We start from the raw sequence: 16,395 nt of genomic DNA, 5'->3' as shown, positions 1-16,395 counted from the left end.
GTTAAGTGCTGTTTTTATCAATCTAGAAGTAATAATTATCTCTTATTACTATAAAATTAATCGAAATTAATGCGACGCGCTTCTTCTGCTTTAATGGTTCCTTCATCAAGACGCCAGTACTCTTTATCAATAACAAGGCTTGGGAAAATCTTGACGATAAATACCGCAGGGATAGAAGCGATGAAAGCGCGATATTGTTCTAAAGTACGGTTGTAGCCGCGTTTTGCAAAAGAGAGTTTATTTTCTGTCGAAACAATCTCTTCTTGTAAATTTGCCATGATGGTGTCGGATTTTAATTCAGGGTAATTTTCAACCGCAACATTAATGGCACCACTTGAGACAATTTTTGATAACTCATCTTCAGCCGCTTTGGCTTCTTTGGTATTTGCGCTTTGGGATTGTGTTCTTAATTCAGTGATTTTAGTAAAGACTTCAGACTCATGGCTGAGGTATTTTTTTACGGTGGCCAATAAGCTGTCAAACACTTTTCCACGACGATCTAATTGTACTGAAATTTCAGTTTCACTTGAGATAACAGCTTCACGCATAGAGATAATACGGTTGTAATAATAAAAAATAAGACCCAATAACGCGATGGTAATAATTAATCCAGTCATGCGAAGCGCTCTCTTTTCTAATAGTAAACAGGGAATTGTGCTAAATCATTAAGGTTAATTTTGCCTATTATTGATAAAGATAGCTAGATGATTATTTCATCAAAGATAAAAAGAGTGCCGATAAAGCAAAATCAATAATATTGGGTGAGATAAAAAAATACCCCGAATAAATTCGGGGCAAAATTAAAGGTAATGTTAAGGTAAATAAAATTATCAAGTGAAACATCGGGGATGAAAACTAGGTTAAATAAGCAAACAAGCTAAGCTATTTAACCCAGCCATTTAATCCAGCCATTTAACCTAGAGAAATAACAAATTTAGAACCAAGGTGCTTGCGCCATGACATTGCCATAAAACAGCATTCTTCCTGTGATTTCACCGCTAAAAAGCATCAAAATAGCGATAACAGAAAGCGATGTTTTGGTAAATGAAGCATTGTCAGACAACGTAATAATACAAATACCCACAATCAAACTAGCAATGACTTGCCACCATAATAATAGGCTTGCCACATCTGCACCGGGTACTTGCGCTCTCATAACTAATCCCACAAGTACTAATAATGCGCCGATAAATGTTCCTATTTTTAATGAATTGCTAATTGTTTTACCTTGTAAACGTAACCAAGGGATCATCGAGCCAAAACCAAGTAGTAGCGCTGTTCCAATAAAGCTAATTTGTGTTGCTGGTGTATGCCATAACGGGTGTGCTTGCATTTGGTAATAGATTTGCGCTGTAACCAAGATAATAGGTAAACCAATCACACCACAAAACAATCCAATCAAACTATTACGGCGAATAGCATTCGGTTGTACCCAGCTTGCTAATGCCCATAATGAAATCAACCCATTAAGCATAACGAAGGCAATTGCTTCACGGCTTAACCAAGAGTGGGCAATACCGAAAACAGAACGATATGCACCAAGCGGATCACCTAAGTGTCCCATTGACATTGATGAGCCCAGAACCTCAATCAGCCAAATCAGCGCAATGGTTGTTCGTAATGCTTTGGTACTTAGCATTGCAACGTTTTGAGTCTGGTTTTGCCATTGATACAGTGAAAGCGCTAATACCGCACCAATGCCCCATTGACTCATTACCGTAAACAGGACTAACGGCAGTTGATAATCATGCATGATTAATCCTCCATACCAATAATGACAATATTAGGGTTACTGATGGTGTGATCAGGAACGCCATAGCGTTTTTCTAATAAAGCCCAGTTTGTCGTATGTTTTTTACGTAAATCTTCAATTTCGCCAAATTCAATGGCACCCGTAGGGCAAGATTCAACGCAACGTGGTTTCAAGCCTTCATCCAGTCTATCTGCACACATATTGCACTTGCTGGTTTTGCCTTCAACCGGATCATAAACAGGCGCATTGTAAGGACATGCCATAATACACATCTGGCAACCAATACATTTGTCATGATCTTGCACGACAATACCATCCTCTCGTTTGGTATAAGTATCAGCAGGGCAGACTTTTAGGCACTGTGGATCATCACAATGGTTACAAGACATAGTAATAAAAGCTTGTGCATTAGGTTGATCTTCGTTGAATTCACGAACACGACGCCATAGCACGCCGGGAGGTGTTACGTTTTCAGATTTACATGCCATAGAGCAGGTACGGCAACCGTAGCAATCTTTGGTATTTATCAGAAAACCATACTGTTTCTTCGCCATGATCATGCCTCCCGTCTTACGTTAACTAAGGTGCTATTACAGCAATGACCATTACCCAAAGGCTCTACGTGATCATTGGTGACATGGCTACTACTTCCGCCTTGTTGTTCCCACCATCCATTATCCAATGAGACAACACCTTGCTTAATATGAGTGGTCACAACGGCAATAGCACGGTGTTCACCTCGATCATTAAACGCGATAGCCCATTCACCATCTTTAATACCGCGAGCTAAGGCATCATTAGGATGGATAAGAATATTAGGTTGATTACGCTGTACTTCTAAGATCCACTCATTCATACCATGACTGGAGTGAACACTACGGGCGAGTTTGCGTTGCACTGCCATCAGAGGATACTTTTTGGCAAGTTCAGGAGAGCCTTTTGTGGACTCTTTTACTGGGTAATAGGTGACAACAGGGGAGAAATTTTTACCCTGCCACTCTTCAATAAAGAAGTGCGCTTTTTTCGTTGAGGTCCGGAAAACACCATCTTTAAATGGGATCCAATCACCCTCAACTGGACGCACTGGACCTTTTTCCAGCATTTCACGAGTAATGCCAGAACCTTTAAGGCAAGCATCAATGTAATGCTCAATAGGTTGATTAAAGACTTCACCAAAGCCAAAGCGCTCAGCAAGACGAGCAAAGATCCAGTAATCAGGTTTTGCTTCTCCTGGTGGCTCAACGGCTTTTTCCATTAATTGCACATATTGGCTACGAACTCCTGCCATTAAGCTGGTATCTTCAAAAATAGTGGTAACAGGAAGTACGAGATCAGCATAAAGAGCCGTGGATGACATCAAGTTATCAGCGACAACAACAAAAGGGACTTTTTTCAGTGCATTACGCACCATATTGGTATTAGGAAGTTGCGTCATCACACCCATTGTCATGATCCACCAAAAGTTAATTGGATGTGGTCTTTCATTGACAATCCAATCACCCACTTTTGCAACAGGGATAGGTTTGATGGGTTTTGCATTCGGTGCTGGTGGAATAATTGGGCTAAATTTCGCCATTTGACGAGCACCGCCTGCATCACAAATTCCAGCGCCTTTTTTACCGATATTGCCAGTTAATAAAGCGAGATAAAACTGGCTTGCGGCAACATAAGCACCGAATTCTGTTCGTTGAGCACCTGACATATTTTGCACAATCATTGCCGGTTTGGTGGTGGCATAATCGCGTGCTAAGCGAATAATGGTTTCTTTGGGAATATCCGTTTCTTGACTTGTTTTTTCGATAGTCCAAGGCTGTGCTTGTTGATAAATTTGCTCAAAGACCGTCACATAATCAGCATTAGCGGGTAGTTCATCATGAGTTAACGCAGGAACAATATTGGGTGTTTCATGGTGAACAAGTTGCTGGCTCAAGGTATCAAAAACCAGATAGCTATCTTGGTCATCATCAGATTGGCGTAATAGTTTTTGTTGTGCGTTAACAAGATAAACAGCACCTGTATGCGCACGTAAAAAAGGTTTATCAGTGAGATTTTCTTCAATAATAATTTTGATCATACCTAATGCGAGGGCGGTATCTGTACCGGGTACAATCGGGATCCATTCATCTGCTTTAGCGGCAGTTTCATTAAAGCGAGGATCAATAACCACCATTCTGGCGCCATTTCGACGAGCTTGGTTGTAGTTTTTAAAATATGCTTGCATGGTGACAGCAGGGTTATTGCCCCAACAAAGAATATAGCGACTATCTTTTACGGTATCTCGAGTATCTGCATAGCGCAGACCTACCATTGGGATCATCGCTGCCGTTACCGCAGAGCAGCATAAAGAGCCGGCTTGTTTTGTTGAGCCACCCAAATAATCGAAAAATGCCTTACCCATATCATTTTTAATCGAGTCCATATTGCCCGCATGAGTGGAGATAAATAGCCCCTCATTGCCAAACTTATCAATGGTTTCTCTGATGTTTTTTTCAATAAGATCAAGCGCCTCATCCCAACTGATCGGCTTAAATTCTGCTTTTCCTTTTTCGCCAACACGTAATAAAGGTGTGGTGAGACGATCTTTATGGTATACCCACTTAGTTCGGCTCATTCCACGCAAACAGCATTTCACATTAAAGCCTTCAGAGGCTTCAACTTTGATCAGTTTCCCCTTATGTGTAAAAGCTGTTAGGTTACAGTGCAAACATTCCATCGCACAGGTTGAACGAAAGGTTTTATACTCGGATAATTTGATCCGTGGTTTCTGGTTAAATATGGGTTTATTTTCATTAACTAGACTGAACGCGTTAGGAGAAAGAGCAGCCACGCCAATGGCGCCCATTCCTTTTAACAACGTTCTTCTATTTAATTCCCATTTTTGATTTTTAGACATAGACATTCTCACGCACAAGAAAAGTTAACTATATATAAACCCAATTCATATATAGTTAACCTTGAGTTAGATCATCTAAAAATAGACAAAGAAAATAATCGATAGAAAATGATTAAAAAGCCCTATTTAAAATAAGGTTTCAGTGAAATAAACTAGTAAAAATGACAAAAAAAGAATAATGGGATATCGTCATAAAATAAAGTAAATAACGAATAGGTGTGGGAAAAATAAATGCAGAATTCTCAAGGAGTTAACTCGGTTGATATCGCTATTACCATTCTTGAATTTATTGCTTCGAATGGAGGTATTGCCCGATCGTCAGATATTGCAAAAGCCTGTTCGCTTTCAAAAAGTCGCTTACATAAATATTTAGTTTCACTTTGTCGCTCTGAAATGCTGTATCAAGAGAGTGAAGGAAGCCAGTATTGTTTGGGCAGTAAAATTCTTTTTTTAGCACAGGCGACGCCAAAGCCACAATCCTTTGTAGATGAGATTAATCAGTTATTATGTGAATTTAGAGACGAACAGAATATGTCTACGGGACTGGTAATTTCTCAAGGAAATCAACTGTTTTTAGCTCGTTATAACCGTAGCTTTAAACATGTTGATATCGATTTTTTACCAGATACTCCTGTTCCTCATAAAGTCAGTGCGGCGGGTGCTATTTTTGCCACTTTTAGTGATTTAAAAATTGAAGCTGATTTATCACAAAAGCAGAAAAATACTATTCGCCAACAAGGTTTTGCTATTCGTCATGAGCCGGCAGAAGGCATTCCAGGCGCACAATCTATTTCATGCCCTGTACTTAATAAAAAAGGGGAAATGGTGGCAGCAGTATTGACGATGGGATTTATTGAACCCGAAAGGCAAATGGAACTGGGCAATGCATTAAAAGCAAAAATGGCGCATTTCTCCCGCTAATTTGCTAAAGGCGTTATTTAGGCACTTTTGCAGAAAAAGCAAAGTGCCTAAAATCGTGTGTTGATTAATCAAATAGCCCTTTTGCCAGAATATCACCCTCTTGAGATATACCGGGTAACACGAAGTAATATCCACCACCAAAAGGTTTGATATAACGCTCTAAAGGTTCACCGTCTAAACGTTTTTGCGTATCAATAAAGCCCTTTTTAAGGTTATTTTGAAACGAGATAAAAATCAGCCCCATATCTAGTTGACCTGAAGGCGTTAATCCTAACGAGTAGCTATAACTACGTCGGCGTAGTTTTGCACTGTAACGCTCTGGATTTCTTGGTTCAGCTCGTCGCATATGAGAATCAAATAGCACTCTGTCACCGTGAGGATCTTTTTCAAATTGAGGATCGTCCATTTCCTGTTTCATACCTATTGGCGCACCCGTTGAACGATGGCGACCAAAGTTATTTTCTTGATCTTCAAGAGGCGTTCTATCCCAAAATTCCAAAGCAAAACGAATAAGACGAACCGCTTGATAACTCCCACCTAAACACCACTGTGGCTCTTTTTGTTTTTCAGTGATCCATACAAGAGAGTCCATCAAGCTATTATCTGAAGACGGTGCGTTACCAGAGCCATCTTTAAAGCCAAAAAGATTAATCGGCGTTTGTCGATTATCGATATCACGAGCAGGAAGAAAACCGTCAATTTTCCATACAGCATAAACCTTACCAGACAGGTGTTTTAGAATATCTCTTAATGCATAAATCACGCTTTCTTGGCTATTCGCACACAATTGCAGCAATACATCGCCACCGCACCATTTAGGATCGAGTCTGTCATTAGGAAAGGGTTTCATTGGCTCTAAGCGCTTAGGTTTTTTAGCATGAAAACCAAAACGACTATCAAAAAAACTATCGCCTAAAGCGACGGTGACGGTTAATTCATCGGGGTGTAATTGTGTTCCTAAAATACCCGATTCAGCAGGAGGAAGGTGTGGATTAGCTCTTTGTTGAAGTTCTCTGGGTTGAGTTAAAAATGCAATTCGTTGTGTCAGTATTGTGAATATTCTTTTTACATCCTCGGCGCTTGTTACTGTCAGATTAAGTGCAATAAATGAGGCATGTTTTTGTTCTGGTGTAATAACGCCCGCTTGATGTTGACCTAAATAAGCAATAGCGCGTTGATAACGCGGAGTTGATGAAGTTTCTTGTTTTTCTATTGCTTTAGCTCCCATACTGGCGAGTAATAAGCTTCCTCCTAGCCACTTTAACGTTGTACGCTTATTGAGGTTAACAGGATTTTTTGATAGCGATTTAAAGAGAGTTTTATTTTTCATCACTTGCTTCTTTATAGTGATAGTAGACATCAATATTGAGCGTGCTACGTAAGTTCGCTACTTGCTCTGCTAATTGTGTCACTTGAGAAAAAAGCCAACTTTTTTCTGTTTCAGGAAGCGCCGTTAAAGGCTGGAATAAACCTTCATTACGCTGATATTTTAAAAGTAGAGCACCAATATCGTCATATTGTTTGATAAGAGATTGATATTCAGCCGTTGGAATGTGGTTCGATAAGATCTCTACGATTAGGCGTGATCCAGATAAATTGGCATAACTATCACCCAGATCGCTGTTTGAATATTGATTTTCAATACCAGCGAGTTTGTCAGTCAAAATAAACTCTAGGCTATCACCCGCAGATTGAACCAATTTAGGAATAGGGATATCTTCAATCGCAACACGTTTTTTTAAGTCACTGATGTCTCTTAAAAGGGCTTTTGCCGACTCCGTGGCTTTTTGAAGATCTTTTAATTTAAACAGTTGATATTCAACTAAATGAAATCCTGAAAAACGAGGTGAGTTTTCTCTTTCAAGAAAGAAATCAGCCCGATTATTTAATAAACGTTCACTTGACCCAAAAAGGGCGATAATAGAGCGAATAACCTCATAATGATAATGCGCTTGTTGATAAGCATTTTGCGCATTAATAAGCTGATTTTTTTCACTATTCTCGATTAATTTATCGAGCGATTTTTCAACTAGCGTTAATTGTTCAACCGCTTTTTCTCGATAATTTAAAATATTAGTTTCGAATTTTTTGGGAGTAGGGATATCCCCTTTGGCAATAACGATGTTTTCACTATCTTGAATAATGCCCTGAATAATTTTTTCGGCATAAACAGGAAAAGAAAATAACAAGATAACTAGAAAAGTGGTGATCTTTTTACTTTTCGATTTTGCATTATTTAGCATGGCGTGAACCCCGCTTAAATAACAGTGCAACAATCACCCAATAGACAATAAATGTCACCACGCTTAAGCCAATAGGTTGAGAACGATAAGCGAAAAATGAAACTAGAAAATTACCAAAGATACTGGAATCATCAAGAATATGGCTAATATCCCAAAGTGGGTAAATAAAGAAATCAGGTAATTCAAAATCCATTTCAATCAGTAGATTTGCAATTTCTTCTACGGCTTTTAATAACAGAGAAACAGCAAGGAATAGTAATAAAAAACCTGTTACGGTAAAGAAATAGCGCCATGAAATAACTTTTGAAGTCAGCAAAAATAGCCATAGTGTGAATGCCGCAACCAGTAAGCCAATAAAGACTTCAATAAAGAAAGGTAGTGCTGTTTGTGTATTAAGAGCCATTATATGGCTAGAGAGAAAAACCACCACTTCGCTGCCTTCTCTGGCAATCGCAATGGCAATAATCAGTAAAATACCCCATGCACTTTGTTGTTGTGTTTTTTGGGTGAGTTCATTTTCTATATTTGCTTTTAATGATTTTCCTTGCCCATTCATCCAATAGACCATCTGCACAATAAGCACACAGGCGAGGATTTCCATTGTGATCATAAATAGAGATTGCCACATATCTTCTAGCGAGCTAAATACACCATAAATACTCAGCGCTAGAATAACGGCAAGAAATAGCCCTAATATCACGCCACCCCACAAGTATTTCATACCTTGTTGTGGTGTTGGTGAACGTTTTATCCACGCATAAATAATGCCTACCACTAATAGTGCTTCAAAACTTTCTCGCCAAACAACAAACAGAACTTGTCCCATATTTACTCTGCCTTTTCAGTTGCAACAATTTCACCTTGAGGATGAGAAAGGTGAAAATCATCAAAGAAGGTGTAACGACCCGGTTTTAGTGGTGCGATTACAACGACAGAATTTGCGCCCGGCGCTAATACTTTTTCTTTTCGTAGCTGTGTACTTTCAAATTCAACAGGGCTAGTACCTGTATTACGAATTTTTATTCGTATCGGTGTTTTGGAAGGTACTTCAAGTACTTGTGGGATAAGCTCGCCATCTTTCATTTCTAATTCAACAGTGTATTTCTCTGCTGCAAAAACAGAGGATGTCACCATTAGGAGTAGTAATAATGTGTATTTAGAGAGAGTTTTGATCATCAGCGTTTCACTTAAAAAAGGGAAAAAGGACAAATCCAAATGATTGGATTTATCCGTTATCAAGCTAATTAGTAACTACCTTTACGGCCTGTACCGCTATAGGTGAAATCCCATGACACTTCAAAGGGTTCAAACCAAGGTGCAACGCCAGTTTCTTTATCGATATGGCGACCAAAAGCGATATCTTTGTTATATGAAGGCGGGTAAATCTTATAGGTCACGTTATATTGACCATTTCCGTCCAGCTTCAAGTTTTCACCATAATGAGGACCATCATTGGCAACCATTGCCATAAATGTGCCTTGCTGTTTTTTCGCTGGTGCATCAGATTTTGTTACGGTGTATTCAATGGTGAGGTAGGGGATCCAATCGCCTTCAGCAAACCCATTCGGATTATCTTCTGTGGCATGAATATCTGCTTCTAAATGGATATCTGCTTTATCGGCAGCTAAGTGATTCATCGCATGATGACCTTCTTCAGTATCCATGGTGATAGGTTGGAGGTAAACCCCTTGAATTTCCATACCATTTTTAAGAATAGGGTGACCAACTGGATACTCAACAGCTAATGCAGATGCAGAAAGAAATGATAGTGCAGTGAGAGAGAGCGCATAGCGATATTTCATGTTTAACTCTTATTGTTGAATGATAATCGTTATTATTCTTAATAAGGTTAGCATAATTTGTATTAGAAATAGGAGATAATCTATACGAAAAATATCGCTTAAGTTGGCAGGGAAATCAGTGAAAATAGCGTTAACATTCTATTTTATAAAAGAAAAAAATTTGTTGTTCTAAAAGAAATATATGAAAGGAATTAATAATTCTAGGTAATAATGCTCAATGAAATCATCTAATTAAGAATGATATATGGAAATCTTATTTATCTTAATGAGAAGATAAAGCAGAAGATTTCCATACCAAGAATATTAAATTTGACTTTGAGCACTCCAAAACTGTTTGGATTGTGTCAATGCCACAGCAGAAACTTGTTCTTCATTTGGCGGTAGGAAAAATGCAGGGGTGACTTTTAGCTCTTGTGCAATATGAAAGAGCATATCAACATCAATCTTACATAGCCCATTCTCATAACGTGAAAATTGTTGCTGGCTAATACCGACTCGTTCAGCGACAACCTTTGCTGACAAGCGAAGTTGCTGGCGTTGTTTACGAATTTTATGCCCAATAATTTGAGAAATGGGATAAATCTTTGACATTAGTGACCTCATTCTTCCTATCAACCACCAATAATATCCAATAAATTGAATATCAAGTTTCCGTGATGGATCTTCAAAATAAACAAGCACTCCGACTTGAATGAGTAAAATCCATACTAATGTGTTATCGGTTAATTGGATGAATTATTTATACCCGTCATGTTATAAGATGATATTAATTTTCATTAAACTATTTTGATATCCTTATTTTTTCTAGCAGGATAATCGAGAATTTTTTGATAAACAGTGCTATATATTGCCAAAACGCCATTTTATCTGTTATTTGTGCTCGCATTTATGATTAATAAAGAGTAAATAATGAGGCTATAACAAAAAAGATAAAGCCCTCTTTGACTGTGTTTATACTCGAAAATGCCTTTTATGCTTTTTTATAATGGGTTATTTTTGAGTTTTTTTTTATATCGTCGAGATTTCCTTTCTTAAACTCGTGTTAAATTCAAACAACTATCCTCACTTTATTGAAATTTATAAAATTACATTCACATCTAATAGGCTACGGCGTTAAGATTGTTAACTATAATACTTAGGCAAGATTATAAGTGTTGCAGGGTAATTATCTATTTATCGTCAAGGTCGAGATTATGAATGTAAAAGATATCATTCGTCATGAACCATTTGGAACATTGTTAGGCTATGCGCCTGGTGGTGTCGCGATTTACTCTTCAGATTACAGCAGTATTGATAAAGAAGACTATGCCGCTAATGATTCATTCCGTAGTTATATTGGTAATGAATATATGGGGCACAAGTGGCAGTGTGTCGAGTTTGCTCGCCGTTTTCTCTATTTGCATTATGGGGCTGTATTTACTGATGTGGGAATGGCTTATGAGATCTTCTCACTGCGTTTTCTACGTAAAACCATAGATGACGATATATTGCCATTACAAGCCTTTGCAAATGGTAGTAAACAACCTCCAGCAGTGGGTGCTTTACTGATTTGGCAAGAAGGTGGTGAGTTTAAAGTAACTGGGCATGTTGCTGTTATTACTGAAGTTCTTGAAGATAAAATTCGTATTGCAGAACAAAATGTTATTCACACTCGATTACCCGCAGGGCAACAATGGACAAGAGAATTACCTCTTAAAGTGACGGATAACGGCTACTTTATTCAAGATACCTTTGATAATACCACCCTATTAGGTTGGATGATCCAAACAGAGCCAAATGCTTACAGCCTTCCTCAACCTAAAATTGCGCCAGAATTGTTAAATATTCATGCGGAACAGCTTGATAATAAAGGTCAATTAGATGGCAAGTGGTTAGATGAAAGCTCGCCTCTAGAAAAAGCCTATGTCCTTGCACAACACGGTCACATTATCAATCAAGATAGCTATGAATATTTCTCCATCTCAGAAAGTGCGGAGCAGGAACTTATTCGCGCAAGTAATGAAATGCATTTGATGTATCTACATGCAACAGAAAAAGTGTTGAAAGACGATAAGTTACTGCGTTTATTCGATATCCCTGAAGTGTTGTGGCCTCGTATCCGTTTATCATGGCAAAACAGACGCCATCAAATGATCACCGGACGATTGGATTTTTGCATGGATGAACGCGGTGTCAAAGTTTATGAATATAATGCTGACTCTGCCTCTTGCCATACAGAAGCGGGCTTAATTATCGAAAAATGGGCACAGAAAGGCGGTATCAAAGACGGTTTTAACCCAGGCGAACGCTTACTTGATGCATTAGCCGATGCTTGGAAACACAGTGATGCGAAACCTTTTGTGCATATTCTTCAAGATGATGATAGTGAAGAAGATTATCATGCTCTCTTTATGCAACAATCGCTGACTCAAGCAGGCTATAACAGTAAAATTCTACGTGGATTAGATGAGCTTCATTGGAATAGTCGTGGTCAATTAATTGATGCAGACAAACGTGTCGTTGAATGTGTCTGGAAAACATGGGCTTGGGAAACGGCGTTAGACCAACTAAGAGAAGAGAGTGAGCAACAAGCTTTGATCCCTATTCGTACGGGACATCCTGAAGATGAAGTACGTTTAGTAGATGTGCTTTTACGTCCTGAAATTACAGTTTTTGAGCCTCTTTGGACACTAATTCCTAGTAATAAAGCCATTTTACCGGTTTTATGGCAATTGTTCCCTGATAACCCTTATTTATTAGATACTGATTTCACGGTGACTCCTCGTCTTGCACAAAGTGGTTATGCAATTAAACCTATTGCGGGACGTTGTGGTAGTAACATTGGTTTAGTGGATCATAAAGAGAATATCTTAGATGAAACCAATGGCCAGTTTGATCATCAAGAAAATATTTACCAAGAACTATGGTGCTTACCAAAAGTGGCAAATCGTTATATCCAAGTTTGCACCTTTACTGTTGGCGGGCATTATGGTGGTTGCTGTTTACGTTCAGACCCAACTTTGGTGATTAAAAAAGAGAGTGATATTGAGCCTTTAATCGTGATTGAAGATAAACACTTTTTAACTAAATAAAATCATAGGTGTTTAGAATTAAGAAATAATAGACCCGCCTAATTGGCGGGTTTATTTTAAAAATAACCAGAATACTTAGTGAGAAATAGAATGATACAAAAATTTGAAACGCTTAGTGAGTTATTAGCATCGCTTTCAACACTTGAATCTAATGAGTGGATTTATACGGAAATTGCAACTTGGAATAGTGATCCTAATCAGGCGATTTTTTATTATATTCCTTGGGATTATCTTCAAGAATTACCTGATGATGAGATTTACCTTGATGATGAAGATCTGGAAATGCCCAAAATTGTTGAAGATAAAAATTTACGAGGCTGGATGGTCGTTTGTGATTTAGCGTTATTTTATCAAACCCAGCAAGCTCAACAAAAAAACTTGCAGTGGGTAGTTGAAGAAATTAACTATTACCGTGAGAATGATGCCTTTCGGTGTTTGAGTTAGATTCTATTCTTAGTAATAAAATCTAAAATCATTAACTATAATGACTTGATAATTAATGATTTTATTTATGATTTTTTGTTTTAATAAAGAATGTTTTCAATATTAGGCCAATCATCGGCATAATGATCTGTCATTAATAAAAAGCATTCGGCAATAGCACGGTTGAGTGATTTATGTTCAACAGTGTCTTTTTCTACTGAAGTGACAGACCATACTTTGTTTTCTTGATGATAAGAGCATGTCATTTCACAATCTTCTAATAAAGAAAGCGCATCATCGGCATTTTTGAGTAAATCGAATGACGCACCATCGGGATCTAAAGAGCTCCAAACTTTTTCGGTTTCTGCATCAAATTCGATTTCATAACCATAACGACGATAAATAGCGGTTAGGTTTATTTGAAAATCCGTATAGTGACTATATCGATGAATAGAAGGCTGGTAAGTATCAGGCTCTTGGGCTTTTCGATTATTTTTATAGTCTTGAATTTGTTTCTCTCGAGTTTGGGCACGTTGATAGCCTTCGTCGCTAAATTCTAAAATACGCGCTTTGCGATAAACGTTACTAAAATCCAGCACCGCAGCCCCGTAATAAAGCCCTTCATCTGTTTTTACATCCAGTAAATCAACTAGGATATAGCGTTTATTTTCTGTGATATTTTCTTTATTACTGACAGTTAGTCCTGCATATTCTGCAATCGCAATAATTTGTTGTGTTGAAAAGGTCATCTCTTTCATCGGATTTTCCTTAAGAAATTACATACTTTCCTTGATTTGTTTTTTTAGCCACTGAATGAAAAGCTGTACTTTAGCGTTATTCTTTTCATTTCTAGTGACAAGGTAGTAACGCTGAGCACAAAACAGCTCACTATTATCAAAAGGAATAATTAATTCTTTATTAGCCAGTTGTTTCTGTACTAAACGTTTTCTTCCCATTGCCACCCCTGAGTGGTTCACAGCAGCAATAACAGCAAGATCAGAACGGTCAAAACAGATATTACTGCGATTAGGAAAAAGTGAAAGCCCCATATATTCACTCCAAGCTTGCCATTCATCAAAATCAGAGTTATTACTCCACGCTTGTCTATCATGTAGCAAAGTGCAATTAGAAAGATGATGAATATTGCTGATAAGCTCATGTCTTTTCGCGTATTCGGGACTGCATACAGGAATAATAGATTCTGAAATTAAATCTTCACAATAAAGATTTTGCAGTTGCTTATCATCAAAATAGATTGCGAGGTCGATACCATAACCTCGAAAGTTAATATCATCATTTCCTGTGAGTAGATTTAATTCAATGGATGGGTAACGTTCAGTAAAATCTGAAATACGAGGCACTAACCAGCATTGCGCAATGGAAGGACGTGAATAAACAGTAAGTACACCAGAGATTTCTTGGTTATGGATATCTAAAATTTCTTGGTTAATGTCTTCTAACGTTTTTTTAAGTGCCCAATAAATACGTTCACCTTCTTCTGTTAGTTCAATTCGGCGATGAAAGCGGTTAAATAGCTTAATTCCTAATTCTTCTTCTAGTGTATTAATACGATGGCTAATAGCACTGGGAGTTAATGACAATTCTTCTGCTGCTAAAGCAAATGAAAGGTGACGACCTGTCGCTTCAAAAGTGTGAAGTCTTGCTAATTGATAACTGGATAATCGTTTATTTCTTAAAATCACGCTAGAAGATTCAAACATTCTTTTATTCTCATTTTATTATTGATAGTAACGTTAGTTAACAATCAAGGTAATGTTAAGATGAAATACCATGCTATCACTCATCAAAATGTGATTATTTGTGGTTAAGATCACTTATTTGAGTTAATTGAGTTCATCTTAGTGTAAATTTTCATCATTTGTAAGTGCCGAATGATTAATATTCAATATGATTAACAATAAATAAAATATTTGGGATGGATATATGGATTCAACGTTATGGGTGCTAGGTACTCTTATAATTAGTATCTTGCTCATTGTTTTTACTATAATAAAACTTAAGTTTCACCCGTTTTTAGCCTTACTATTGGCAAGCTTCTTTGTGGGTACTGCAATGAAGATGAACCCTTTAGAAATGGTAAATGCGATTGAAAATGGTATTGGTGGTACGTTAGGATTTTTAGCAGCAATTATCGGTCTAGGTACTATTCTTGGTAAGATGATGGAAATATCAGGTGCCGCAGAACGCATCGGTATTACATTGCAAAAATGCCGTTGGTTATCTCCAGACGTTATTATGGTATTGGTTGGTCTTATTTGTGGTATTACACTCTTTGTTGAAGTGGGTGTGGTATTACTTATTCCTCTTGCTTTCTCAATTGCGAAAAAAACAAATACATCATTATTAAAATTAGCTATCCCATTATGTACAGCATTAATGGCTGTTCACTGTATTGTTCCTCCTCATCCTGCCGCTCTGTTCGTGACTAATGAATTAGGGGCAGATATGGGAACCGTTATTGTTGCGGGTCTTGCAGTGGGCTTAGCCGCATCTTTAGTTGGTGGTCCTTTATTCTTAAAAATATTAGGCGAGCGCTTACCATTTAAAACCGTACCTGAAGAATTTTCTGATATGGAAATTCGTGAAGAAAAAGATTTACCTTCATTAGGTGCGACTCTGTTTACTGTTTTATTACCGATTGTTCTGATGCTGATAAAAACGGCAGCAGAATTAAATATGACGAAAGGTACATCGGTTTATACTGCATTACAGTTTATTGGTAACCCAATTACTGCGATGTTTATTGCTGCCTTTGTTGCTTATTATGTGTTAGGTATTCGCCGTAATATGGGCATGAATACTTTATTAAAGAAAACAGAAGATAGCTTTAGCTCTATTGCCAACATCTTATTAATTATTGGTGCGGGTGGTGCTTTTAACGGCATTTTAAAAGGTAGTGGTTTAAGTGAATCTTTAGCGTTAATTCTTTCTAACTTAGATATGCATCCAATTTTATTGGCTTGGTTAGTCGCCATTATCCTTCATGCTGCCGTTGGTTCTGCAACTGTTGCAATGATGGGCGCTACTGCAATTGTTGCACCACTCATGCCTTTATACCCAGACATTAGCCCTGAAATCATTACATTAGCAATTGGTTCAGGTGCTATTGGTTGTACCATCGTCACAGACTCACTGTTTTGGTTAGTGAAACAGTATTGTAATGCAACTTTAAGTGAAACTTTTCGTTTTTACAGTGTCGCGACCTTTATTGCCTCCTTTGTCGCATTAGGCGGTACATTTATGCTTTCTTTTGTCATATAAAAGAGAA

Annotated in this window: 16 protein-coding genes; 4 read left to right on the top strand and 12 right to left on the bottom strand. The window is 37.7% G+C overall.

What is annotated here, in order from left to right:
* Nucleotides 1-56: 56 nt before the first annotated feature.
* From ABN236_RS04895 to ABN236_RS04880, 4 genes are all read right to left on the bottom strand, one after another.
* The gene (locus ABN236_RS04895; RefSeq protein WP_088493630.1) at nucleotides 57-617 is read right to left on the bottom strand and encodes a LemA family protein; all 561 of its coding nucleotides are present in this window, start codon (nucleotides 615-617) and stop codon (nucleotides 57-59) included.
* 317 nt (nucleotides 618-934) lie between these two features.
* Nucleotides 935-1,753: a dimethyl sulfoxide reductase anchor subunit family protein gene (locus ABN236_RS04890; protein ID WP_349473505.1), complete on the bottom strand. Its 819-nt coding sequence runs from the start codon at nucleotides 1,751-1,753 to the stop codon at nucleotides 935-937.
* A 2-nt stretch (nucleotides 1,754-1,755) separates the two neighbouring features.
* The gene (locus ABN236_RS04885; RefSeq protein ID WP_072070981.1) at nucleotides 1,756-2,307 is read right to left on the bottom strand and encodes a 4Fe-4S dicluster domain-containing protein; all 552 of its coding nucleotides are present in this window, start codon (nucleotides 2,305-2,307) and stop codon (nucleotides 1,756-1,758) included.
* Nucleotides 2,308-2,309: 2 nt separating this feature from the next.
* Nucleotides 2,310-4,646 (bottom strand): molybdopterin-containing oxidoreductase family protein, encoded by a 2,337-nt coding sequence (locus tag ABN236_RS04880; protein WP_194951900.1) that lies wholly within the window; start codon nucleotides 4,644-4,646, stop codon nucleotides 2,310-2,312.
* Between the two features lie 231 nt (nucleotides 4,647-4,877).
* On the opposite strand from ABN236_RS04880, the gene ABN236_RS04875 reads away from it, so the two are divergent.
* Nucleotides 4,878-5,567: an IclR family transcriptional regulator gene (locus ABN236_RS04875; RefSeq protein WP_349473504.1), complete on the top strand. Its 690-nt coding sequence runs from the start codon at nucleotides 4,878-4,880 to the stop codon at nucleotides 5,565-5,567.
* A gap of 64 nt (nucleotides 5,568-5,631) precedes the next feature.
* On the opposite strand, the gene efeB is transcribed toward ABN236_RS04875, so the two are convergent.
* From efeB to ABN236_RS04845, 6 genes are all read right to left on the bottom strand, one after another.
* The gene (gene efeB / locus ABN236_RS04870; protein WP_194951902.1) at nucleotides 5,632-6,897 is read right to left on the bottom strand and encodes an iron uptake transporter deferrochelatase/peroxidase subunit; all 1,266 of its coding nucleotides are present in this window, start codon (nucleotides 6,895-6,897) and stop codon (nucleotides 5,632-5,634) included.
* Nucleotides 6,887-7,810, bottom strand: coding sequence for an EfeM/EfeO family lipoprotein (locus tag ABN236_RS04865; protein WP_349473503.1), 924 nt, complete (start codon nucleotides 7,808-7,810; stop codon nucleotides 6,887-6,889). Before ABN236_RS04865 ends, efeB begins: the two co-directional genes overlap by 11 nt.
* Complete coding sequence (locus tag ABN236_RS04860; RefSeq protein ID WP_318619986.1) at nucleotides 7,800-8,636, bottom strand: FTR1 family iron permease; 837 nt, start codon at nucleotides 8,634-8,636, stop codon at nucleotides 7,800-7,802. The genes ABN236_RS04865 and ABN236_RS04860 overlap by 11 nt, the downstream gene beginning before the upstream one ends.
* A gap of 2 nt (nucleotides 8,637-8,638) precedes the next feature.
* A complete protein-coding gene (locus ABN236_RS04855; RefSeq protein ID WP_349473502.1) occupies nucleotides 8,639-8,986 on the bottom strand; it encodes a cupredoxin domain-containing protein in 348 nt (115 codons plus the stop codon).
* A gap of 68 nt (nucleotides 8,987-9,054) precedes the next feature.
* Entirely contained in the window at nucleotides 9,055-9,612 is a 558-nt protein-coding gene (locus ABN236_RS04850; RefSeq protein WP_161711213.1) for an iron transporter, read from the bottom strand.
* A 303-nt stretch (nucleotides 9,613-9,915) separates the two neighbouring features.
* Nucleotides 9,916-10,203 (bottom strand): helix-turn-helix domain-containing protein, encoded by a 288-nt coding sequence (locus ABN236_RS04845; RefSeq protein ID WP_072063612.1) that lies wholly within the window; start codon nucleotides 10,201-10,203, stop codon nucleotides 9,916-9,918.
* A 602-nt stretch (nucleotides 10,204-10,805) separates the two neighbouring features.
* On the opposite strand from ABN236_RS04845, the gene gss reads away from it, so the two are divergent.
* Nucleotides 10,806-12,683: a bifunctional glutathionylspermidine amidase/synthase gene (gss, locus tag ABN236_RS04840; protein ID WP_349473501.1), complete on the top strand. Its 1,878-nt coding sequence runs from the start codon at nucleotides 10,806-10,808 to the stop codon at nucleotides 12,681-12,683.
* 90 nt (nucleotides 12,684-12,773) lie between these two features.
* Entirely contained in the window at nucleotides 12,774-13,127 is a 354-nt protein-coding gene (locus ABN236_RS04835) for a hypothetical protein (RefSeq protein ID WP_194951906.1), read from the top strand.
* Between the two features lie 80 nt (nucleotides 13,128-13,207).
* Here ABN236_RS04835 and ABN236_RS04830 read toward each other — a convergent pair whose 3' ends face one another.
* Both ABN236_RS04830 and dsdC read right to left on the bottom strand, forming a co-directional pair.
* Entirely contained in the window at nucleotides 13,208-13,864 is a 657-nt protein-coding gene (locus tag ABN236_RS04830) for a hypothetical protein (protein ID WP_349473500.1), read from the bottom strand.
* A gap of 18 nt (nucleotides 13,865-13,882) precedes the next feature.
* Nucleotides 13,883-14,827, bottom strand: a complete 945-nt coding sequence (gene dsdC / locus ABN236_RS04825) for a DNA-binding transcriptional regulator DsdC (protein ID WP_349473499.1) — start codon at nucleotides 14,825-14,827, stop codon at nucleotides 13,883-13,885.
* Nucleotides 14,828-15,050: 223 nt separating this feature from the next.
* On the opposite strand from dsdC, the gene dsdX reads away from it, so the two are divergent.
* Entirely contained in the window at nucleotides 15,051-16,388 is a 1,338-nt protein-coding gene (gene dsdX / locus ABN236_RS04820; protein ID WP_100159298.1) for a D-serine transporter DsdX, read from the top strand.
* Nucleotides 16,389-16,395: the final 7 nt, after the last annotated feature.

It is taken from the genome of Proteus sp. fly-1013 (genome assembly GCF_040140245.1).
Lineage (GTDB): Bacteria > Pseudomonadota > Gammaproteobacteria > Enterobacterales > Enterobacteriaceae > Proteus > Proteus mirabilis_B.
Note: the sequence above shows the minus strand (reverse complement) of the source record. Positions and strands in the feature narration are given on the sequence as shown.